The 22,390-nt window shown below is 63.8% G+C and carries 22 protein-coding genes and 1 pseudogene; 6 read left to right on the forward strand and 17 right to left on the reverse strand.

Annotated features, from left to right (window positions below; genetic code table 11):
* From NKJ01_RS33065 to NKJ01_RS33100, 8 genes are all read right to left on the reverse strand, one after another.
* Positions 1–859: multicopper oxidase family protein (locus NKJ01_RS33065; protein ID WP_352734560.1), on the reverse strand; the 859-nt coding region annotated here is incomplete at its 3' end.
* Positions 860–1,068: 209 nt separating this feature from the next.
* Entirely contained in the window at positions 1,069–1,422 is a 354-nt protein-coding gene (locus NKJ01_RS33070) for a cupin domain-containing protein (protein ID WP_352734561.1), read from the reverse strand.
* A gap of 477 nt (positions 1,423–1,899) precedes the next feature.
* Positions 1,900–2,793, reverse strand: a complete 894-nt coding sequence (locus NKJ01_RS33075; protein ID WP_352734563.1) for a sugar phosphate isomerase/epimerase family protein — start codon at positions 2,791–2,793, stop codon at positions 1,900–1,902.
* 99 nt (positions 2,794–2,892) lie between these two features.
* Positions 2,893–3,831 carry an ABC transporter substrate-binding protein gene (locus NKJ01_RS33080; RefSeq protein WP_352608998.1) on the reverse strand — a complete coding sequence of 313 codons (939 nt, stop codon included), beginning with the start codon at positions 3,829–3,831 and terminating at the stop codon, positions 2,893–2,895.
* A 76-nt stretch (positions 3,832–3,907) separates the two neighbouring features.
* Entirely contained in the window at positions 3,908–4,906 is a 999-nt protein-coding gene (locus tag NKJ01_RS33085; RefSeq protein WP_352734565.1) for an ABC transporter permease subunit, read from the reverse strand.
* Complete coding sequence (locus tag NKJ01_RS33090) at positions 4,903–6,447, reverse strand: sugar ABC transporter ATP-binding protein (protein ID WP_352734567.1); 1,545 nt, start codon at positions 6,445–6,447, stop codon at positions 4,903–4,905. The genes NKJ01_RS33085 and NKJ01_RS33090 overlap by 4 nt, the downstream gene beginning before the upstream one ends.
* Complete coding sequence (locus NKJ01_RS33095; RefSeq protein WP_352734569.1) at positions 6,444–7,823, reverse strand: FGGY-family carbohydrate kinase; 1,380 nt, start codon at positions 7,821–7,823, stop codon at positions 6,444–6,446. Before NKJ01_RS33095 ends, NKJ01_RS33090 begins: the two co-directional genes overlap by 4 nt.
* Complete coding sequence (locus NKJ01_RS33100; RefSeq protein ID WP_352734571.1) at positions 7,820–8,602, reverse strand: DeoR/GlpR family DNA-binding transcription regulator; 783 nt, start codon at positions 8,600–8,602, stop codon at positions 7,820–7,822. The genes NKJ01_RS33095 and NKJ01_RS33100 overlap by 4 nt, the downstream gene beginning before the upstream one ends.
* A gap of 192 nt (positions 8,603–8,794) precedes the next feature.
* Between NKJ01_RS33100 and NKJ01_RS33105 the strand changes: the two genes are divergently transcribed.
* Genes NKJ01_RS33105 through NKJ01_RS33115 form a run of 3 tightly spaced genes read left to right on the forward strand, consistent with a single transcriptional unit; the run spans position 8,795 to position 11,984 of the window.
* Positions 8,795–9,841 carry a class II aldolase/adducin family protein gene (locus NKJ01_RS33105; RefSeq protein ID WP_352734572.1) on the forward strand — a complete coding sequence of 349 codons (1,047 nt, stop codon included), beginning with the start codon at positions 8,795–8,797 and terminating at the stop codon, positions 9,839–9,841.
* 20 nt (positions 9,842–9,861) lie between these two features.
* A complete protein-coding gene (locus NKJ01_RS33110) occupies positions 9,862–11,136 on the forward strand; it encodes an FGGY-family carbohydrate kinase (RefSeq protein ID WP_352734574.1) in 1,275 nt (424 codons plus the stop codon).
* Positions 11,133–11,984: a TIGR01459 family HAD-type hydrolase gene (locus NKJ01_RS33115; protein ID WP_352734576.1), complete on the forward strand. Its 852-nt coding sequence runs from the start codon at positions 11,133–11,135 to the stop codon at positions 11,982–11,984. Before NKJ01_RS33110 ends, NKJ01_RS33115 begins: the two co-directional genes overlap by 4 nt.
* Here the strand turns inward: NKJ01_RS33115 and NKJ01_RS33120 are convergent.
* Positions 11,971–12,876: a sugar-binding transcriptional regulator gene (locus NKJ01_RS33120; protein ID WP_502905942.1), complete on the reverse strand. Its 906-nt coding sequence runs from the start codon at positions 12,874–12,876 to the stop codon at positions 11,971–11,973. The genes NKJ01_RS33115 and NKJ01_RS33120 overlap by 14 nt on opposite strands.
* Before the next feature lie 263 nt (positions 12,877–13,139).
* On the opposite strand from NKJ01_RS33120, the gene NKJ01_RS33125 reads away from it, so the two are divergent.
* Positions 13,140–13,943: a hypothetical protein gene (locus NKJ01_RS33125; RefSeq protein WP_352734578.1), complete on the forward strand. Its 804-nt coding sequence runs from the start codon at positions 13,140–13,142 to the stop codon at positions 13,941–13,943.
* 15 nt (positions 13,944–13,958) lie between these two features.
* On the opposite strand, the gene ptsP is transcribed toward NKJ01_RS33125, so the two are convergent.
* The 5 genes and pseudogenes from ptsP to NKJ01_RS33150 form a co-directional block, all read right to left on the reverse strand.
* Positions 13,959–15,938, reverse strand: coding sequence for a phosphoenolpyruvate--protein phosphotransferase (gene ptsP / locus NKJ01_RS33130; protein WP_352734580.1), 1,980 nt, complete (start codon positions 15,936–15,938; stop codon positions 13,959–13,961).
* Between the two features lie 57 nt (positions 15,939–15,995).
* Entirely contained in the window at positions 15,996–16,376 is a 381-nt protein-coding gene (locus NKJ01_RS33135; RefSeq protein ID WP_352734582.1) for a PTS glucitol/sorbitol transporter subunit IIA, read from the reverse strand.
* A 27-nt stretch (positions 16,377–16,403) separates the two neighbouring features.
* Positions 16,404–17,405, reverse strand: coding sequence for a PTS glucitol/sorbitol transporter subunit IIB (gene srlE / locus NKJ01_RS33140; RefSeq protein WP_352734584.1), 1,002 nt, complete (start codon positions 17,403–17,405; stop codon positions 16,404–16,406).
* A gap of 16 nt (positions 17,406–17,421) precedes the next feature.
* Positions 17,422–18,182: pseudogene (gene srlA / locus NKJ01_RS33145) on the reverse strand (PTS glucitol/sorbitol transporter subunit IIC).
* Positions 18,183–18,299: 117 nt separating this feature from the next.
* Positions 18,300–18,737, reverse strand: coding sequence for a transcriptional regulator GutM (locus tag NKJ01_RS33150; RefSeq protein WP_023757337.1), 438 nt, complete (start codon positions 18,735–18,737; stop codon positions 18,300–18,302).
* 194 nt (positions 18,738–18,931) lie between these two features.
* Here NKJ01_RS33150 and NKJ01_RS33155 point away from each other — a divergent pair, with 194 nt between their 5' ends.
* Positions 18,932–19,573: a hypothetical protein gene (locus NKJ01_RS33155; RefSeq protein ID WP_352734586.1), complete on the forward strand. Its 642-nt coding sequence runs from the start codon at positions 18,932–18,934 to the stop codon at positions 19,571–19,573.
* Positions 19,574–19,664: 91 nt separating this feature from the next.
* Entirely contained in the window at positions 19,665–20,339 is a 675-nt protein-coding gene (locus NKJ01_RS33160) for an HAD family hydrolase (protein ID WP_352734588.1), read from the forward strand.
* A gap of 3 nt (positions 20,340–20,342) precedes the next feature.
* On the opposite strand, the gene NKJ01_RS33165 is transcribed toward NKJ01_RS33160, so the two are convergent.
* From NKJ01_RS33165 to NKJ01_RS33175, 3 genes are all read right to left on the reverse strand, one after another.
* Positions 20,343–21,485, reverse strand: coding sequence for a DUF930 domain-containing protein (locus NKJ01_RS33165; RefSeq protein ID WP_352734594.1), 1,143 nt, complete (start codon positions 21,483–21,485; stop codon positions 20,343–20,345).
* A 337-nt stretch (positions 21,486–21,822) separates the two neighbouring features.
* Positions 21,823–22,062: a hypothetical protein gene (locus NKJ01_RS33170; RefSeq protein ID WP_352734590.1), complete on the reverse strand. Its 240-nt coding sequence runs from the start codon at positions 22,060–22,062 to the stop codon at positions 21,823–21,825.
* The coding region (locus tag NKJ01_RS33175) for a 2-oxo acid dehydrogenase subunit E2 (protein WP_352734592.1) at positions 22,062–22,390 on the reverse strand (329 nt) is incomplete at its 5' end. The genes NKJ01_RS33175 and NKJ01_RS33170, both read right to left, overlap by 1 nt.

Genomic DNA, 22,390 nt, shown 5'->3' on the forward strand with positions numbered 1-22,390 from the left:
CGCCGTCCGTTCCGATAATCATCATCGAGGCTTGATCGAAGGAAAGTCGAAGGAACCGCGCGTTGGTCGCATTGTAAAGCCGGAAGCGCCGCTTCGTGCCAAAGGGAACTGCTAGCCGAGGATTCTTCTGTCCGTTGACAAGCACATGATCGCCGACGCGTCCGTTCATCAGGTCCGTCATCGTATTGTCCGGCATAGTGCCGTCGGCGGCGAGGCGAAGGTCGGTGAAGACCAGCACGGTATCGCCATATTCGGCCGGGATCGGATCGATTTTCGGTTTGACGACGAACGCGCCGGCAAGGCCGCGATAGACTTGCTCGGCCGTCTTGCCGTGCGGATGCGGATGGTACCAGTACGAACCCGCGCTGCCTTCCGGCAGGTCGAAGCTGTAGGTGCGGTCGGCGCCAGTTGCGACGGGGTCCATCGGATTGCCGTCCTGGTCGGCGGGCACCGGCATGCCATGCCAATGGATGGTGCTCGTCTCTTCAGGAATTCGGTTCGCGAAGGTGATCTCGACCCGGTCACCCTCGACCGCCTCGATCAGCGGCCCGGGGCTGGTGCCGTTATAGCCGAGGATCGGCGTGTCCAGTCCTTCGGCAAAACGCACCGAGGCGCGCTGGGCCGTCAGCTTCGCCTTGAACAGGCCGGGGGTGCCGGCTTCGTTGGCAAGGCGGGGCAAGTCGCGAAGCACTTTTCCTTCCGGCAGCACGATCGTGCTCTGCGGCGCCTCGCCCATGTCGTGGCCTGCGTGGCCACCCATATCCATGCCGGGCATGTCGTCCATCTTCATCTGGGCGATGGCGCGCTGGCTCACAAGAACCGTCGCAAGACCCGCCGCCAGAAAACCGCGTCGATGCATCTGTCGTCTCCTCGATCAGCCATTGAACGCTGAGGTCGATCCTAAGAGGACTGCCGATACCCGGTCAGGTCAATGCGGCGTTTAGGCCATCTGGTCGGCCCAGCATCATGGCCATTGGAACTCGTCCGTGGTCGAGCCGCCCGCGCAACCATCGCGCCAAAGACCCGCCATGGGCACCAACCGCCAGCGGCTCACACGAACAGCCCGCCTTAGCCGACCCTGACGACAAAATGCTTCGTCACCGGCTCGATGATCTTCCAGGTTCCCTTGAAATCGGCTTCCACGACGAAGGCGTCGCCGGGGCCCACTTCGACCGGCGTGCCGCCGTCGGGGGTGATGATGATGCGGCCGGCGATCATGTGCACGAACTCATAGTCGGTGTAGGTCGCGTAATAGGTGCCGGGCGTCGCTTGCCATGTTCCCGACAACACCTTGCCGTCCTCGGTCGTGTGCTGGACGACGGTTTTCATGGTCGGCTTGCCTTCGACCACGACCCAGCCCGCCAGATCGCCGGGTTCGGCGTTCTCGACGGCGCCGAATTTGAGGATCGTGCTGCGTGTCATGTCCTTGGCTCCGTCTATGCGTTATGGGCATTGTTTGCCCGGACGGGTCAGATATCCGATGCACCTGCCGCGGGCAATGCCGCCACCGGCGCCAGTAGGGCTCCGAACTCGGGTTAACAAAAAACCTGACGGCAGCCAGCTCGGCGGTGTTGGCAGCTTTCGTGCCGGCAACCTTTCACGATAGGAATTTTTTCTTGACTCCGTGACCTCAGCTATGGTACATGTTTAAGTATGGTGCTGATTTGCGCCAGTGACCCGCCGCACAGGCGGGTTTTTCGTTTCCGTCAGCCAACGCGCCGGCGAAGGCAGCGAAGGAACCCGTAACCCGAGTTCGTTGCCCTGGCGGCGCCAGGCGCCCGCGATCCGGTTTTCGCCTAAAGCGCGTCGCGTCGAAATGGATGCATGCACCGCGCTTTAGGTGTTTGTTTCCATGCATGTCGTTGTCTCAAAACCGGGGCCACTTTTGAGCGACATGCATTAGGGTCTGTGCTGGGCCGAAACCAGCTCGGCCTTGCGTCGCGCCGTCTCCAGCCCGAGGCCGATGAAGGCGCGCGCGTGTTTGGCGAGTGCCACATTGTCTGTCCACAGGTTGCGCCAGATGGCGGTTTTCTTCGACAGGTTCTCGTCGACGATTTCCGACGAGAAGGATTCGAAACTGAGGTCGTCGCTGTAGCCGATGGCCGTGAGCGCATCGAAGATCGCGGCGAAATCGATGTTGCCGGTGCCGAGGAAGCCGCGATGGCTTTCGCCGATATGGACATATCCGATCTTATCCGCGGCATGGCGGATGGCCAGCCCGACATCGGCCTCCTCGATGTTCATGTGGAACGTGTCGAGATGCAGGAAGATGTTGTCCGAGCCGGTGTCCTCGATGAAGGCCAGCCCTTGCGCGGCGGTGTTGAGCAGGTTGCTTTCGAAGCGGTTGACGATCTCGAGATTGAGCGTGACGCCGGCCGCCTTGGCCGTCTCGGCGACCTTCGCCAGCGTGCCGGCGCTGCGCTGCCATTGATCGCGCGTCGGCGCCTCGACCTGCAGTCCGTGGCTGGTCGAGAGAATGCCGGCGACCTTCCGGCCGCCGAGATCACGCGTCAGCGCGATGGTGTCGTTGAGGATTTCGACGCCATGCGCGGCAATCGCCTTGTCGGCGCTCGAAATATCGCCATCACCAGGCAATCCGATGCTGATCGCCACGCCGAGGCCAAGATCGGCGATGCGCCTGGCAAGCCCGCTTATGTCGACATTGGCGGGGTCGAGATAGGAGAATTCGATGAGGTCGAAGCCGGCCTCTCTGGTGTTGGCCAACGTCCGTTCGAGATCGGCCTGCGCCGAACTCGCCGACCAGACGAAAGAATGGATTCCAATACGCGACATCATCGTCTCCGGCTTCTGCGCATCGGACCCAGAGGCGGAGCCGATGCCTGGACAAGACGTGCAGCTGGGTGATCCCGGCCGCACGCTGCTGAGGGACGTTTAGCGGGCCGCGGTCCAGCCCTTGTAGTCCTTCAGGTTCTCGGCCGTGATCAGCTTCGGGTCGAGCAGCACGGTCGGCTCCGCCGGCTTCTTGCCGGCGAGCAGGTCGGCCGCCATCGTCAGCGACTGGCCAGCCATCACATAAGGATCCTGCGAGGCCGACGCCTTGATCATCGAGGTGCCGGAGGCGAGTTCCTTCTCGATATCGGGGGCGCCGTCGACGGCGGTGAAGAGGAACTCCGAGCGGTTGAGCTGCTTGGCCGCAAGCTGGGCGCCGATCGCCGTCGGGTCGTTGATGGCAAACACCGCATCGATCTTGTCGAAGCGGGTGAGCAGCGACTGGAACACCTTCAGGCCGCCGTCGCGCGAGCCTTCGGCGTTCTGGTCGTCGGAGAGGATCTTGATTTCGGGATGCTGCGCCAGCACGTTCTTGCAGCCCTTCACCCGCTCCAGGATCGACGACGATGCCGGCCCGTTGAGGATGACGTAGTCGCCCTTGCCGCCGGTATGGTCAACCAGGTACTGGCAGGCCTCTTCGCCGGCCTTGACGTTGTTGGTCATCACCGTGACGTCGGCGCCGGGTGCCGAAACGTCGAAGGCGGCGACGACGATGCCCGCAGCCTGCGCCTTCTTCACTGCCGGCGCGATAGCCTTGGCGTCGACGGCGTTGAGCATGATCACATCGACGCCGGCGGCGATGAACGAATCGACCTGCGAGACCTGCTTGTTGAGGTCATAATCGGCCGACACCGACGTCACCTCGACCTTCGGATTGATCTTCTTGGCCGCGTCCTCGATGCCCTTGATGGTGGCGACGAAGAAGGGGTTGCCGAGCAGGCCGACCGAGATTCCGACCTTGTTGAGGTCCTTGGCCGAAGCAGGCGCGATGGCGAGCGACGCGAGTGCGACGCCGCAGAGCAGTTTGGCGATGGTCTTCATTGTTATCCTCCGATTGCCCCGCGCCTCTCACGGTGCGTTACACAAACCGGTCGTTGACGCCGGCGACTAAGGTCAATCACGTTCGTGCTCCGGCCTGGAGCCTGTAGCGGTCGAGGGCGACCGCCACGATGATGACCAATCCCTTGATGATGTACTGCCAGATGTCCGAAACGCCGGCCAAGATGAGCCCGTTGGAGAGCACGGCGATGATCAGGCCGCCGATCAGCGTGCCCCAGATCGAGCCGACGCCGCCGACGAAACTGGTGCCGCCGAGAATGACCGCGGCAATGGCGTCGAGTTCGTAGGACTGGCCGAGCTGCAAGCCGTTGGCGGCATAGAGCCGGGCCGCCGACATGGCGCCGCCAAGGCCGGCCAGCAGGCCGGAAACGCCGTAGACGAAGAGCAGCACCAGCGGCACCTTGATGCCGGTCAGGCGTGCCGCCTCGGCGTTGCCGCCGACGGCGTAGATCCAGGTGCCGAGCACGGTGCGCTTGAGCACCAGCCAAGACAGCACCACCACCGACAGCGCGATGATGACCAGCCACGGAATGCCTAACAGCGAACCGTTGCCGATGAAGTCGAACGGCAGGTCCGCGTTGAACACCGTCGTGTCCTGGCCGAGCAGGCGGGCGACGCCGCGCACAGCGGTCAGCGAACCGAGCGTGACGATGAAGGGCGGCAGCTTGATATATGCTATGAGCAGCCCGTTGATGACGCCGAAGCCGAGGCCGACCAGAATGGCCGCCGGCACGCCGAGCAGGCCCCAATCAGGCACCAGCGATACGATCACCGCCACCATCGCCGAGGCAGCAAGGATGGCGCCGACAGACAGGTCGATGCCGCCTGTCAGGATGACGAAGGTCATTCCGGCCGCAAGCACGATGTTGATCGATGATTGCTGTGTGACGATCAGCAAATTGGTCTCGGTCAGGAAACGCGGGTTCAGGAATTGGAAGCCGGCCGCCAGCAGGATCAGTACCGGCAGCATGCCGAGGGCGGCGAAAGCCGTGCGCAACCGCCGGCTCGCGCCCGTGGCCTGGCCGCCTGCGCTGATCTCGGTCGCCTTGTCGGTCATTGCTGAGCCGCTCCCGTTGCAAGTTCCATGATTTTTTCCTGGCTGAGCGGCTCGCCCTGGCTTGCCGTCACCTCGCCCGAAATCGTGCCGTCGCGCATCACCAGCACGCGATCGGCGACGCCGATCACCTCCGGCAGTTCGCTGGAGATCATCAGGACGGCGATGCCCTGCTTGGCGAGATTGTCGATCAGCCGGTAGATTTCCGACTTTGCCCCGACATCGACGCCGCGGGTCGGCTCGTCGAGGATGACGACCCTCGGCTTGGTTTCGAGCAGCCGGGCGAGCAGCACCTTCTGCTGGTTGCCGCCCGACAGCGAGCCGGCATTGGCCTGCACCGAACCGGTGCGGATGGAGAGATCGGCAACAGCCTTGGAAGCGCGTCTTTCGGCGGCCGCGAAGTCGCGCAAGCCGCCTGCGCCCGCATCCTTCGCCAGCACGCCCATATTGATGTTGTCGGAAATCGACATGTCGAGGAACAGGCCGAGTTCCTTGCGGTCCTCGGTCAGATAGGCAATGCCGGCATCCAGCGCCTCACGCGGCGAGCCGATGGTTACAGGCTCGCCGTCGAGTTCCAGCGTGCCGGATGTGCGCCTGTCGGCGCCAAAGATCAGCCGTGCAAGCTCGGTGCGGCCGGAGCCGACCAGACCCGCCAACGCCAGCACCTCGCCCTTGTGCAGGTCGAATGAGCAGTTCTTCAGGAGACGGCCGTCGGACATGCCGCGCACCGAGAGTGCCACCGCGCGCTTTTCGTCCGGCGGCCTATGGTCCTTCTTGTAGAAGGCGGACAGATCGCGGCCGACCATCATCGATACCAGGCGCGAGGCGCTGAGCTCGGCCCGCCCGAGCGTGCCGACATAGCCGCTGTCGCGCAGCACGCTGACGCGGTCGGCAAGCTGATAGACCTCTTCCATGCGGTGGCTGATGTAGATGATGGCAATGCCTTGCGATTTCAGCGTCGCAATGACCTCGAACAGCCGGTCGGTCTCCCGCGAGGTCAGCGACGTGGTCGGCTCGTCCATGACGATGATGCGCGCATTGGTCGACAGCGCGCGGGCGATCTCGACCAGCTGGCGCTCGCCGAGCGACAGGCTGGAGACCATGTCGCGGGCCGAGAAGGAGACGCCGAGACGCGCGATGATCTCCCTGGCGCGCCGGGTGCATTGGTCGCGGTCGACGATGCCGAAGCGGCGCGGCTCGTTGCCGAGGAAGATGTTCTGCGCCACCGTCAGATTGGGCGCCAGCGACAGCTCCTGATAGATCACCGCGACGCCGCTGGCGCGTGCCTTGATCGGATCGCCGGTCGCGGCGTGCATGCCGTCGATCAGGATCTCGCCGCCGGCATCCGGCCGATAAGCGCCTGAAAGCACCTTCATTAGCGTCGACTTTCCGGCGCCGTTCTCGCCCATCAATGCATGCAATTCGCCGGCATGGACGCTGAGCGAGACGTCCTGCAAGGCGCGGATCGCGCCGAACGTCTTGGAGATGTGCCGCATTTCCAGCACCGGCTGGCGCGTCGTCTCGACCTTGGCAGCCGCGCTCATCGCGCGCCTCCCGCCGCCGCACCAGCGATGCCCCGGTCCGTGGCGAAGGTACGCCAATTATCGCGATAGAACGCCAATCCAGTGAAACGCGACGCTCGCACCGGCTCCGGCACCTCGGCCGCAAATTCGCGCCCGACACTCTCGAAGGCGAGCGCCGCGGCACCCGTGGCGCTGCCTTCCAGCGTGGCGCCTTGCAGGAAGGCTTGGCTGGGGCGCAGCTCAGCCAACAGCCCGGCGAGCCGGCCGCCCGTGTTCAGCCCGCCATCGACGATCACGGTGTTGTTCGAATGGATGAGGTCGAGCGACAGATCGACCATCAGCGCGACATAGAGCAAAGCCACGGCCGCCCGTTCCTCGGCATCGGGCGTACGCCCGACCATCCGGCCGGACTGGCCGGACATCGGCCCGCCAGGCGCGAAGCTGGGCAGCGCCATGATGCCAGCGTCGATCACCCGTTGTATCGAGGACAGGCCGATTTCGCCTTGCCAGCCGCCGCTGATGGTTGCGAATTCGCGCCCGCCCATGAAACGGATGGTCGGCACCGGGCCGCCGTCGACATCGACATTGACCAGCATGTCGCGATCCTGGTCGAGCGCGTCGAGCGGGCAGTCGGGATTGAGCACGATCACCCAGGTGCCGGTCGAAACGACGGTGACCGGGCCGAGCTCCTGCCGGCGATAGGCATGCAGCGCCGCATTCGAGTCATGGACGCCATTGTGGATGGCGATCGGCCGAGCCGCGTTGCCGAGGTGCCGTTCGCCGATCACGGTGCCGGCGCGCTCGAAGGAAGGCATCCGGTCACGCCAACCCTGCGCGTCGACCAGCGAGGAAAAATCGCGCTTGCGCGGCGCCCACAGATGCGAGTGGCAGCCAAGATAGGACACTTCCGATACCGCTCGCCCGCCAAGGCGCCAGCTCCAGTATTGCGGATAGCCGAGGATCGATTTCGACGCCGCGAACGCCTCCGGATCAACCGCCTCAAGCCACAGCATGTGGCGGCCGTAGTTGAAGCCGAGCGGCAGTCGCGGTGAGAAGGTTTCGGCAAAGTCCGGAATGCAACGATCGATCCGGGCGGCAATCTCGGCCGGCGGCTCTTGCTCGTAGTCGAGGATCGGATGTGTGAGCGCCACCTCGTCGATCAGGGCGAAGGTGCAGCCATGGCCCGACACCATCAGCCCCTCGATGCCATGGCTGTCGACCGCATCGGCGACGGCATTGAGCGCCCACTCGTGGAGCGCAGCCTCGTCGAGCACGCTGAAGCCGCCTTGGCGCACCCAGTTCGGCTGGGTCCGGCGCTCATCGAGAATGCGCCCGTCCTGACCGAAGACGAACAGCTTCGAATTGGTCTTGCCGAAATCGAGAACCGCCACCTTCACTGCATGGCTCCCGAGGATGAGGCAATCCGCACCATGACGCCGGCGTCTTCCAGCATGCGCGCGTCGGTGTCGGAGAGCCCGTCGTCGGTGACCAGCGTCCCGATGCGGGAAAGCGGCAGCGCGACACTGCGCGCATGGATCGACAATTTGCGGCTGTCGGCCAGCACCACGATCTGGTCGGCGCAGAGGCTGAGGTCGACTATGGAGCGCACCAGCAAGGGATGCGATTCCAGCACGCCTTCCTGGCCAATGCCTTGCGCGCCGAGGAAGAATTTCGAGCCGTAGAAGGGCACGGGCTGGATGAGCGAATGGATGATGCCGGGTTCGCGGTGCAGGTCGCCGCCGGCAACGGTCAGGCTGCAGTGGCCGTGGTCGCTCAGATAGGCGGCCAACGGCATCGAGTTGGTGTAGAGGCGGATGTTGCGCTCAGCGAGCTTGACGCCGAGATGGAAGCAGGTCGAACCGCCATGCACGATGACTGCATCACCGTCCCGCACCATCGTCGCGGCAAGGGCGGCGATCTGCCGCTTGGCCTCGACCGCTAGGTCCCGGTTCTCGTCATAGGGCCTCGCATAGGCGACACCTGCCTGGGAAGCACCGTCAAGCGCCGAGATGCCGCCATAGACCTTTCGCGCCTCGCCGGCTTCATCGATCCTGTCGATGTCGCGCCTGACCGTCGCGGCGGAAACGCCGAGCCGCTCCTGAAGCTCGCGCACCGAGGCGAACGGGCGATCCCGCAGCAGTTCAACGATCTGACGCTGGCGGCCGGAGTCGCTCACTCTTTCCTCCCGAGTGCCTTTTCCGTGGCAATTGGCGCAACTTACTCAACATTAGGCGGATTGCAAGCGGGTTTTGATGATAGTAGATCACTATTGACGTAGATCACTCGTATCTGCGATATCAGCGCCAATTCGACCCCGGCAACGGGATTTCGCGCAGGACACGGCCGAACCGTTGGAGGAAAAAGCGCCATGGCAACCCAAGCTGACGCGAAGGAACTGGCGGCCTTGCGGGCGCTTTCGGCCAGCATCGGGCGAAGCCCGTATCTGACCCAGGCGGCAGGCGGCAACACCTCGCTGAAAGCCGGTGACACGCTGTGGATCAAGGCTTCCGGCACATGGCTGAAGGATGCGCTCACCGACGACATCATGGTGCCGGTGGCCATGGCGCCGCTGCTCAAGGCTGTCGAACAGCGCGACCGCGCCGCCGACCAGCCGCAGGGTTTCACCATCGCGGCGCTCAACCCGCGCGGCCTGCGCCCGTCGATCGAGACCACGGTCCACGCCCTTATGCCGCAGCGCGTGGTTCTGCATGTCCACTGCGTCGACACCATCTCGCTTGCCGTGCAAGCCGATGGTGAGGCTGAGGTCGCCAGGCGCCTCGATGGCATCGAATGGGCCTATGTACCCTATTTCCGGCCAGGCCTGCCGCTTGCCCGCGGCATTGCCGAAAAGCTTCGGCCTGATGTCGACGTGCTGGTTCTTGGCAATCACGGGCTGGTCGTCGCCGCCGAAACCGTCGCCGAGGCGGAGCTTCTGCTACGCCGAGTCAGGTCCCTGCTGGCCCGGCCGGCGCGCGCGACCGCCCCGCCCGACCTTGCCGCCTTGAGGGCGCTTGCAGGCGCCAGCGGCTACAGGTTGCCGGCCGATGTCGAAGCGCATGCGGTCGCGCTCGACCCGGAGAGCCGCCGCATGGCGGAGGCCGGCAGCCTCTATCCGGACCACGTCATCTTCCTGGGCCAAGGCTCCGTCGTGGCGGGGCCTGGCGAGACCGCGGCTGATGTAGTCGCGCGGCTGGGCACGGCGCCGGCGGCGATCCTTTTTTCCGGCGCGGGCGTGCTGATGCGCGGCGGCACCGGCGCTGGCGCCGATGCCATGCAACGCTGCCTCGCCGACGTGACGGCGCGCATCGATATCGCGGCACGTCTGAACTATCTCAGCGCCGCCGAGAACAACGAGCTGATCAACTGGGACGCCGAGCAGTATCGCCAAAAACTCAACGCGGCCGGCGGAGCATGATCCCGAAAAGGACCGATGCCATGATGCCACTTGCCATAGGCATCGACATCGGCACGTCGGGTGCGCGCGCCGTGGCGATGCGTCCGGATTTCTCCATTGCCGGGCATTCGGCTGTTCCGCTCGACAGGTTCGGCCCAAACCCCCGCGATCCCGCCGTGTGGTGGTCGACGGCTGGCGCAGCGCTGACGGAACTGCTTTCCGGCATCGATCGTGCAGCGGTCCGCGCCATCGCCGTCGACGGCACGTCGGGCACGCTGCTGCCGATCGATGGCGCCGGGCGACCGCTGGCCGAGCCGCTGATGTACAACGACAAGGTCACCGATGACGATATCCTGGCCAAGATCGCACGCGCGGCGCCGGCCGCAAGTGCTGCGCACGGAGCGACATCGGGGCTTGCCAAGGCTCTGCGTTTCCAGTTTCTGCCCGGCGTAGTGGCGGTATTGCACCAGGCCGACTGGATCGCCGGAAACCTCTCCGGCCGCTTCGATGTCAGCGATGAGAACAATGCCCTGAAGACAGGCTATGATGTCGAAGTCCGCCGTTGGCCGGATTGGATCGCGGCGGCCGGAATGCGCATGGAGTTGCTGCCGCGCGTCGTCGAACCGGGCGATGTCATCGGCGCCCTCACCGCTGCCGCCGCGGACCTGTTCGGCTTGCCCCGCGATGTGGCCGTTGTCGCCGGCACCACGGATGGCTGCGCCTCGTTCCTAGCAACCGGCGCAGCGACGATCGGCGACGGCGTCACGGCTCTGGGATCCTCGCTGACCATCAAGATCCTGTCCGATCGGCCGATCTCCGCGCCGCGCTTCGGCATCTACAGTCACCGGCTCGGCAATGCCTGGCTGGCCGGCGGCGCGTCGAATTCCGGCGGCAAGGTACTCGCCCAGCATTTTCCGCTCGCGCGTATCATCGAACTCAGCGCGGCAATCGACCCCACGACCACGACCGGCCTCGACTACTACCCACTCAGCACCGCTGGCGAGCGCTTCCCGATCGCCGATCCGGCGCTGCCGCCACGCCTTGTGCCGCGGCCAACGGACGACGCCGATTATCTCCAGGCGATGTTCGAGGGTATCGCCGCGATCGAAGCACTCGGCTACGACAGGCTGGCCGAACTTGGTGCGCCCGCACTGACATCGGTCAGGAGCGTCGGCGGTGGCGCGGCAAACCCGGCCTGGACGGCGATCCGGCAGCGCAAGTTAGGCGTCGATTTCCTGCCAGCGCTTTCCGACGAGGCCGCCGCCGGCACAGCGCGGCTGGCACTGAAGGGCGCAAGTCAAGCGGGGCTTCTGTGAGCGTGAAACGGATCGAACGTCTTGACGGCATCGGGCCGCTGGCAGAACGCTACGAAGTGTTCCTGCTCGACCAGTTCGGGGTGCTGCATGACGGCACACGGCCCTATCCGGGTGCGGTAGCGGCGTTGTGGGCGCTGAAGCACGCCGGCAAGACCGTGGTGCTGATTTCCAATTCCGGCAAGCGGGCGCAGCCGAATGAAAGCCGGCTCATAAAACTCGGCTTCGAACCGAGAAGCTGGGACCATTTTGTCTCCTCCGGAGAGGTCGCGTGGCGATCCTTTCATGACATGGCGGCATCGGGAGAGCTGAGCCCGGGGACAAAATGCCTGCTGATCAGCCGCGACGACGATCGCACGGCCATCGAGGGCCTGCCTTTTATGCTGACCGAGGCAGGCGAAGACGCCGAACTGGTGCTGATCTCGGCCAGCGAGGGTGACCGCTACGACCTCGACCATTACCGCCACCTGCTCGAGCCGGCAGCGGCGCGGCGGGTGCCATGCTTCTGCACCAACCCTGACTCCGTCATGCTGACATCCCTCGGCCCACGCTTCGGCGCCGGCAGGTTGGCGGACCTCTATGAGAGCCTGGGCGGCAACGTCACCCGCATCGGCAAGCCCTACAGGGCGATTTTCGACGCAGCACTGGCGCTGGCAGGCGAGCCGGACCGCGGCACCGTGGTCTGCATCGGTGACAGCGTCGAGCACGACATATCAGGGGGAAACAGCGCCGGCGTCGCCACGGCGCTGGTGCTCAGTGGAATACTGGCGGGCACACCGGATCTCGCCGCCGTTTTCGACGAACAGCAGGCCTGGCCGGACTATATTGCGGACAGCTTCAGCTTCCGCTGACCGCTTCCAGCATGCGCCGTGCGCTTTCCTCGTCAGTGATCAGGATCGTCGGCGCGATCAGAGTCATCGCGCCGAGCAGCGCCTCGGTCTTCTCCGCACCGCCGGAGGTGAGGATGCGGATCGGCGCCTTGCGCAGACGGTCGACATCCACCGACATCACGTGGCTGTTGACGGGATGGTCGACCAGATCGCCATTGCGGTCGAAGAAATGGAACAGCAGGTCGCCAACGGCGCCACGCGCAAGCAGGGCCTCCCGATCCGCTTCCTTGAGAAAGCCGCCCAGAGAGAAGGTTGTGGCCGAGGCGATGCCGCCGACACTCAGCAGAACGGCATCGAGCACGTTGGCCATCTCAAAAACCTCCTGCAGGCCGCAGCGCTCGACCAGCGCGATCTTGGTCTCGACGCTATCGACCACGGCCGGCGTCGGGATCAGATAGCCGTCGCCCTGGAAGATCTGGGCGAAACGCCAGGCGAACTCGGCCGGGTTGTAGCGCCGCACGACGCCGACACCGCCAAGCAGCGAAATGACCTTGAAGTCGGTGAGCGACTTGGCACTGATGAAGGGCAGGCTCGAAAACAGCGTCCGGCCCCAGCCGACGCCGACGCGCATGCCGGACTTCATCGTATCTGACAGGAAGCTGCCGGTTTTGGCGCTGATCGCCTGGACCGGGTCGGCATTGGGCGCGGAAAGCGGTGCCACCAGCGCCTGTTGCAAGCCGAACGTCTTTTCCAGCGCGCGCTCCAGCCGCACGATCTCCGACAATTCGCTCTCAATGCTGATTTTGACTTCATTGCGTGCGCGGGCATCCGCCAGCATGCGCACGATGGTGACGCGGCCGACGCCGAGCACATCGGCGATCTCGTTCTGCGTCATCTGCTCGACGAAATACATCCAGGCGGCGCGGATCCTGAGGCGATCCGTCCGGCTCTCGCCGGCGACCTGCTCGGTTGCCTCGCCGCGGCCGTCGCCGTTTTCACCCTGTCGTCGCCTGCCCACGCCTGTCTCTCCCCCTGCGGCGAAGGACGAGCGCGCCGTCGCCGATTCTGCATGCTGGTCTAGTATCGCCTATTGATCTACCAATCGATAGGAACAATGTAGAGGTAGTGGCCACTCCCTGTTGGTGGCCATCCGCAGCAATTTCGAGGCGATCCGCCATGCTCCGACAAATCTCCGAAGATGTCCGCGTCAACCTGAAGGACCGGCTGCGGGAAGTCCGCGATGCCATCCGCCAGAGCCGCCATGACGGCAGCGGCGACGCCAGTATTCTGCGCGAGGCAACCAGCCATCTGCCGTCGTTTCCGGGCAAGGGCATCGAAGACCTGCTCAGCCATGCCGCGAGTGCAGTCGACGAAGCGCTGTCGATCGCTGAATCCTTCGTCCCGCACGAGCGCCCGATAAAGGTGGACGGCACAACCGTGAAGGGCCTCGGCACCTATTTCCCGGTCGGCAACGAGGATCGCCAGCTGACCGCGGAACGGCTGTTCCGGCGCGATATGTACTATCTGACCAAGGCGGTGCTTGCCGGCCTGAATATCGACAATGCCCGCATCCACGAAGCTGATTTTGCGGCCGTCCATGCCACGATGCGCAAGCGGCATGGCGACCTTTTGGCCGCATTGGCCGCGCCGGGCGCCGGATTGCAGGCGATAGCGGCAATTTGTTCGGCGCTGCTGGTCGAGTGCCTCAACCAGCGTCCCGTTCGCTTTGCCGAGACCGCGCCGGAAACGTCGGCGGGGGCGAGCGGCCAAGCGCTCGCCATAAGCTGCCTGGCGCCGCTCGCTTTGGCCTGCGGCCTGGCAACCACCGGCAGGGACGGTTCGCCGGAACCTGATATGCTGGAGATCGCGATCCTGGCAGCCGATATCCGCCGCGACCGTATCGTTCAGGCCTGCGCCAAGGCGAACCCGATCGCCGAACTGACATCCGTTTTCGCCACCTTGCTTGCCCATTTGCCGTAATTATCGAAACTTCGGCTAGCCTTCTTCCGCCATCGCCATGATCACCTTCTTGGCGCGCTGGATCGAAGCCGGGCTCATCGAGAGCTCGGTCAGCCCCATCCCCACGAAGGTGGCGATAAGGTCGGGACGACCGGCCGCCTCACCGCACATGCCGACCATGATGCCGGCGGCGACGCCGGCTTTGGCCGTCATTTCGATTGCCGACATGACCGCCGGATTGGTGACGTCGTTGAGCTTGGCCACGGTCGGGTTGAGCCGGTCGGCGGCCATGATGTACTGAGTGAGATCATTGGTGCCGATCGAGAAGAAAGCGACTTCCCTGGCCAGCGCCGGGGCGATCAGCACGGCGGCCGGAGTCTCGATCATCACGCCGAGATCGAACGCCGCGTGCGGCACACCCTCGGCCTTCAGTTCGGCGGCGCATTCATCGACCAGAACCCGCGTCTGCCTGACCTCGCTGATATCGGACACCATCGGCAACATCACCTTGATGTTGCCGTGCACGGCCGCCCGCAGCAGCGCCCGCAGCTGGCGCTTGAAGATGTCGGGCCGGTCGAGGCACATGCGAATGCCTCGCCAGCCCAAGAAGGGGTTTTCCTCGTCGGGAAATTCGATGCCGATAATCGGCTTGTCGCCGCCAATGTCGAGCGTCCGCACGATGACCGGATATGGCGAGAATGCCTTGGCCAGCGCCGCGTAGGTCTCCGCCTGCATGTCTTCGGAGGGAAGGTGCATGTGGCGCATGAACAGAAGCTCGGTGCGGAACAGGCCGATGCCCATCGCGCCGGCCTCCTGTGCTGCCTCGATTTCCTCCAGCGAGCCGATATTGGCCGCGACTTCGATGATCCTGCCGTCGGCGAGCTTCGGCGTCACCGTCTTGAAGACGGTCAACCCGGCGCGCTCTTTTGCCGCCGCTTCGACGCGGCCGGCGAAATCGGCGCGGGTCGCCTCGTCGGGGTCGATGATCACATGGCCATTGTTGCCGTCGAGCGCGACTTCTCGCGCGGTGCGCAAGGCATTGACCTGGTCGCCGAGGCCGAGCACCGCCGGAATGCCGTGCGAGCGGGCGATAATGGCGACGTGCGAGGTCGCGCCGCCATGGCCGCATATCACGCCGCCGATGCGCTTCAGCGGCGCGCGCGCCAGATCCCAGGCACCGATGTCATCGGCAATCAGGATAGCTCCCTGGGGGATGTTCTCGAGGCTGACATCGTCCTGTCCAAGCAGCACCAGGCAGATCTGCCGGCCGACCGCGTGAACGTCATCCGCCCGTGCGTTGAGATAGTGATCGTCGACAGCGCTGAAATCGGCGGCGATGGTGGACGCCGCGGTGATGACGGCCGAAATCGGGTCGTTGCCGCCCCTGATCAGGCTTTCGGCCTCGCCGGTCAGGCTGGCGTCGGCGGCGATGTCACGGAGCGCGGCGACGATGCCGCGGTCCCCAGCCGACAGGCTGTCCTGCGCCAACGCCTGGTCCATGCGCACTTGGACGGCGGCGACAGCGGCGCGGAACCTGTCGATCTCGCCGGCAATCTCCTCGGCTTGCAACACGCGGCCCTGCCCGGCGATATCAGGCGGGAAATGCGCAAAGGCCGGGCCGATGGCGAAGCCTTCGCTCGCGGCCACACCACGCAAGCCGGTTGCAGCTCGAGGTGACGCCGGTGCGGATTCGGTTGCGGACTTAACCTCCGGCTTCGGCCCGGTATCGCCTGTCGGCTGGTGATCCTCGTCCTCAAGGCCAGCCTTCGGATTTTCCAGATAGCCGATCAACGCCTCGATGGCCTCGATGGCGTCGGCGCCATTGGCCCGAACGGTGACCTCCTGGTTCTCCTTGACCGCCAGCAGCATCAGCTTGACCGAGCTCTTGGCACTCACCGCCTTGCCGTCCTTGACCAGCTCGACATCGGATTCGAAACCCTTGGCGAGCTTGACGAACCGTGTCGCGGGACGGGCGTGCAGACCTTCATGCACTCTGACGATGGTCGAGCGTTCCATGGCAAATACTCTGCTTTTCCTGGCGCTACCACCAGATGGGTGACGGCGCGAATGCCGTCAGGCGGCGATGGTGATGATCGTACCGGTCTTCAGGGCGGCCACGAGCGCTTCCGGATCGACCGGCGATGCGCAGATTTCGCCTGGCCTCTCGGCCTCGGCGGCGCCGTTGAACGCGATGACGACGTGGCCCATTTCAAGCACCTTGCTCCATGCGCTGGCGCCGACCGCTGTTATGGAAGCTGAAACCGGGCCGAGGGTGATCGAAGCGCCCTTGGCGGGCGCTCCGTCGCTCGGTCCCTGCTCGGTCTGGTGGAGCACCGAAACCTCGGCAAGCTCCGGCGGCGAGCCATCCGCAAACAGGATGACCACGCCCGCTTCGGCGAGGTCCGCCACTTCGGGGCCGACGGAAGTGACCCGTGTTCTCAGAAGAACCGTCATATGGCGAACCTCATTTTCCAACCATCTTTAGAACACGATCAGGCTGACGACCCAGGCGATCAGCACCGATACCGGGCCCATGATCTGGCGGCTGATCAGCACCGCCGGAACACCGATCTCGATCGTCTTCGGTTTGGCTTCACCGAGCGCCAGGCCGACGGGGACGAAGTCGCAGCCGACCTGCGTATTGTAGGCAAACAGCGCCGGCAGCGCCATCGCCGGCGAAATCGTGCCGTTGGCGATCTGCGGGCCGATGATGGCGACGCCGATGACCTGCGCGATGACAGCGCCTGGCCCGAGGATGGGCGACAGGAACGGCAAGCCGCAGATCGCCGAGATGATCAGCAGGCCGACGATGTTGTTGGCCAGCGGCCCCATCGGCTGTGCCAGCACGTCGCCGATGCCGGTGTACAGGATCAGACCGATGAGCATGGTCACGAAGGCCATGAACGGCAGCACGTTGCGGATAACCTGATCGATGGTGCGGCGCCCGGCATTGAAGAAGATACCGACGATACGCCCCATGACGCGGCCTATCGAGCTGATGAGGCCGATCAGCCCACCTTCGCTTGGCAGCGGCTGTGGTACCGCAGTGGCATTGCTATTGCTCGAACCCATCGCTGCTCCCCCTGCAGTGGTGACCGTTTCGGATCCGTCCGCCATTCTGATGTTGGCCGGCTTTACGCCCGAAACGTAGATGTCTTCGGTGATGAACTGGGCCAGCGGCCCGGATTGACCGACCGGCGTCAGGTTGACGGTCGGAATGCGCTTGCGCGGATAGACGCCGCAGCGTGCGGTGCCGCCGCAGTCGACCACGACGACCGCCATCTCGCTTTCGATCGGCGGCGCCCTGAATCCGTCGACGGCTTCGGCACCGGTCATGTCGGCGATGAGCTGCGCCACCGGGTGAATGCCGCCGCCAGTCACCGAAACAACCTTGCTTCGTTGTGCGGTCGGCTCGATGACCAGTGGGCCGCCCCAGCCGGTCTTGCCTTGGGAAATCTGTACGGCTTTGTATATCTTGTCCATGATGTCCTCCCCGCCCTTACAGCTCGACGCCCTGGCGGCGCGCCATGATGGAAGTGATGCGTTCGGTCAGCATGCCCTTGAGCAGGATGACGACGAGACCGACGATGGCGTACCAGATCGCCACCTTGACGTGGTAACCGGCGACGACGGCGCCCTTCTTTTCCAGCTCCAGCAGAGCGACGAGAATGCCGCCCCAGACGAAATATTCGCCGGGATTGATATGCGGGAACAGGCCGAGCGGCGGGTGAACATAGGAAACGGCCGCGTCATAGAAGGCCGGCTTGTGCTTTTCTTCCAAGAACGATCCGAACGTGTAGGCCATCGGATTGGTGAGGAAGAACACCGCCAGCAGCGGCAACAGCGTGTAGCGCGTCAGTGCGACCCGACCGGCGCCCCGCGCCAGACCGTGCACGCGCTCTTCGCCGACCAGTTCGGTGACGGCGTAGAAGGCCGTCATCAGCACCACCAGCGTCGGAATGATGCCGGTGACGAAGCCGGCGAACACCTCGCCGCCCTTCTGGAAGATACCGATGAAATACTTGCCGATCGCGGTGAGCCAGCCGAGTTGCTCTTCCTGCTGGACGTCCTTCAGCTTTTCTTTGAACTGATCGACGGTGATCGGTCCACTGTCCGCTTGCGCAAGGACAACGAGGTGATCGGAAGCATGCTCGGCGGCGAGCTTGCCATGCAATGCAGCATCCGAGACCATGGCACCTGCGACATGAGATTGTGCACCGCCATGTCGGCATGCTGCGCCAACAACGAAAATACAGACATTTCTCCTCCTTATGCCACCCGCCGGTTCATTCCAGTCGGTGCGCGGCGTCCTCTGTCCCTTTGATTTAGAGGTGGATTCAGATTCAGGTCGATTCCGACCTGAAAATCATCCGTCCTCTAGGCCCTTGCTATGTTCAAGCCGGACAGACCCGGCTTCTTCCCCGGCTCCGACCGTGTTTTGTCGATCTGTTCGATCGCCCGTTTCACGGCCTCGGCCACACCGGATTCCCCCTCCCCCATGATTGCAGGGTTGGACCGGAGTCGATCGAGGGGAACTCCCTCGAACTCTTCATGTCTTTTGAATTTGGTGAACACGGAACGGCCGCTCATCACCATCAGGCGGCGTACGACCAGATCGGGTGTCACCACGACAAGCGCGATGGTGCCCTTGGCCAATCGACCGCGAAAATTGCCGGCTCCGACGAAGCCATCCTTGTACTGATCGGTGACGCCCCTGAAAACATCCGAATAGTGTCGCATCTGCAGCCAGACGCCGAGCGATTGCAGCGCCCACACGATAACCAGCAGAAGCAGTCCCCACTGCCAAATCGCCATTCGGTTCTCCTCCCGAAGCTTCAGTTGACCGCACATTGGACCGGTACGTGACAACAGCAAAGTGAGAACATTTGTTTCCGAGAATGTCAATATGTATGATATTGACCTTATCTGCCGTCATCCACAGGGGCGCTGACAGATTTCGGCGACGACGCCATTGTGCTACCCTGGCCGGGAAACAGGATACGAGGATTATGGATCTGCCCTTTAGGGACGAACTGGCCTTGATGCCCGACCTTCGCCATCGATTGCGGCAGCTGCGCTGGTTCCGCGCCACGTTCCGCGGCAGCGCCAAGGTGGTCTCGGACACGTTCGGCGTGCGCTTCGAGATCGATGAGGCCAAGCTCACCAGGGCTTTTCTCGACTGGGTCGAGATCATGGAGGCGCAGAAGCGCTTCGCCGCGATCGACCGCGCCGACTTCATCGTCTTTGCCGCCGGCCTCGTGCTGCGCGAACTGATCAAACAGGCGCCGGCCAAGGAAATCTCCGGCCTTACCCAACTGATCGAGACGGAAACGAATGCCGGCACGCTGGAAATCGTCCGCTTCTGGCCGGAGGGATTCCTCTATACCAATTACTGTGTCTCGGCGATTTCGGCGATCCACGAGCAGGAATTCGGCACGGCGCCCAGCATCGATAAATGCGCCGACGATCTGCGCACCTGGTGGTCCTATCGCGAGAACGTGACCGAGATGCCGGCCTACGCGGTGGCCTTCCTCGACCGCTTCCTCGGTGCCGAGCCGAACTGGATAACGCCGGATCGCGCACAGTCCCGGCAAGCGATGCAACGGGCGCTCGGGACTTCCCGTGCGAGCGATGCGCTGCGCCAGCTTTGAACTGCCGGCTTGTGGCCCAAAACACCCGCCCTATTGAACGTTTGTTTTTTTGCCGATAGCGATGTGCGGAATTGACTCGATGGAGAAGCGCGTGGCGCGACCAAGGCCTATTATTTTCGATTGCGACGGCGTACTCGTCGACAGCGAGCCTCTGGCCGCCCGGGCCTATGAGCGTGTCTATGAAAAGCACGGCATGCCCGGCGTCAACACCGGCATCATCGCCCAGTGCATCGGCATGAAGCAGTCCGACATCATCGCCAAGATCAGGGATTTGACCGGCCACCAATTTCCGGCGGCGGCGGACGGCGACATCTGGGCCGAGACCAAGGTCCTGTTCTCCGAGGAATTGAACCCGACAGCGGGAATAGCCGCCTTTCTGGAGACGCTTGGGGGTGATCGCTGCGTTGCCTCATCCTCCTCCGTCGAGCGCATAAATCACAGCTTGGCCGTGACCGGACTGGCGCGGTTTTTCGGCGATGCGATCTACAGCTCCTCCATGGTCAAGAACGGCAAGCCCGCGCCGGACATTTTTCTGTTCGCCGCCAATAAGATGGGCGCCAATCCCGCCGACTGCATCGTCATCGAGGATTCGCCCTTCGGCATCCAGGGCGCGGTCGCCGCCGGCATGACAGCGATCGGCTATACCGGCGGCGGCCACACTTATACCGAGCACAGCGCGCGGCTGACGGCTGCTGGTGCCGATCTCGTATGCTCCGATTGGCATGAAATTAGCCGGCAATTGGCTGGGTTTGGTGTGCCGGCCTAACTCTTAGCGAACAGGCAGTCCAAGGCGGACCCATTGGTCGGCCGGAATCACTGGCCCGACGCGGAAATTGAAAGACAAGACCCTCGTCGCATTGGTGTCGACCTCGCATCGGAAGCCAAGATGATACCAGGTGGTTGTCGTGCGGAAGGCGACATCCGGGGCATCAAGGATATTGCCGGCCTTCAACGGAACACTTGGGATCAACTCGGGAAAATATGAAGCATCCAGCAATTGCTGCTGCAACGCACTGGCGCAAAGTTTGGCAGCCCGCTTGCCGCGAGGCACTCCGGCCATCGAGCTTGTAGCCGACGCATCGCCGGTCGCGCCTTGCGAATAGAGTTTGCGAACACCCGGAAGCCCTGAATAGCGCCGCGATGCAGCGGCGACGTCTGCGGAACTTGGCCTGCTGGCGCTCTCGCTTGCGGACTTCGAGACCTTTGGTAGCTCGGGCTTCGGCGCGTTTGTGGGTTTGGGCTTCGGTGTTTCGGCCGACGTGGGAAGCTCGATCTCATCGTCACCGCCGGAAGCAGCCAACGGTGTCGGTGACGCGGCTGCTTGCTTGCCGTTGTCGTCCGCTTCCGGTTCCTGTTTGTCCGCCTGCTGCTTATCTACGTCTTTGGCCGAAGCTGGTTGCTTCTCCTGGGTGGGCTCGATCTCTTTCGCTGCTGGCTCCGCTGGGCCTGCCGAGGCGGTAACTTTGTCGTCTGTCTGCTTCGGCACGGCAGCCGGCTTCGGCTGCTCATCCTTGGCCGGCGAGGGCGAGTTGTCTTGAGCGCTGGCCCCATCCAGAGATTTCCTGGGGCCGCTATCCCTGTCGCCGAACTGAAAAACAGGCTTCAGAACCTCGATCGGCGAGGGCTTCGGCGGCTGTTTTTCCGCCGGAGTTGACTTTTCAATCTTCTGCTCGAGTGGTTTTTCAGCCTTCGGCTCCGGCAGCTTTTCGGCTTTGGGCTCCTTTGGCTGCGGTTTCGGCTTTGGCTGATCAGGAGGGGGCACGAGCGCGACATTGACCGCTTGCTCCTGCTGCGGCTGTTCTGGAGCCTTGGGCACGTTGTAGACCAGGAGCGCTGCGATGAGTGCATGCAGGATCATCGATGCGGGCAAACCCCACAGCAGATGCCGCCGTTCTCCTGTCTTGCCGTTCATCCTCATCGATGTGGAATGAAATCGCGGCAGGTTCAAGCATGGGCACAGGATTGGCGCAACTTAACCGCTGACAGGTTGGTGATCTGGATGACAACGCACAGGGGGTCGAGCCACCCCGGCGTTGGCGCGATTCCGACTCGGCTGGCTCTTCCGCCGGCTCGGTATCCCGTCCAGAAGCCGTTCGTCCAGGCGCGTTTCGCCAAACCAATTCAACCGATTGATGCTGACGAAGCCAGCGTCGATCGCCGCGATTTCGTCGCCAGGCTGGCTGGCATGGGTCGCGGCCGCGCGGAATAGTGATCACCGTGCGATTACCATCGCTGTCCACAATCTCGGCCTAGCAGGCGATCTTGTCGCGGCCGATGCGCGGCTGTTCCGCCGGCAGCGCGGTCGGCAGGTTGATGCTCAACCGATGGCCCTCCGTCGCCCAGTCGGCACGCGACTGCCGCGGTGAGGCGATCAGCGTGCCCAGCCACGGCTCACCGGCATCGGTGAAGTCAGGGTTCTTCACGCGAGAAACAACAAGGCGTTCTGTTTGTGAGCCGGCTTCGCAGGCCGACACCACCCCGCCATGCATTAAACCAGCATGCCCATCGGGTTCTCGATCAATCGCTTGAACGCGACCAGCAATTCGGCACCCAGCGCACCGTCGACGGCACGATGGTCGGTCGATAGCGTCACCGACATCACGGTGGCGATTTTGATCTCGCCGTTCTTGACCACTGCCCGCTCCTCGCCGGCGCCGACCGCCAGGATGGTTGCGTGCGGCGGGTTGATGACGGCGGCAAAGTCCTTGATGCCGAACATGCCGAGATTGGACACCGCCGTGGTGCCGCCCTGGTACTCTTCCGGCTTCAGCTTGCGGCTGCGGGCGCGGCTGGCCAGATCCTTCATCTCGTTGGAAA

This window comes from Mesorhizobium sp. M0276 (genome assembly GCF_040321755.1).
Taxonomy (GTDB): Bacteria; Pseudomonadota; Alphaproteobacteria; order Rhizobiales; family Rhizobiaceae; genus Mesorhizobium.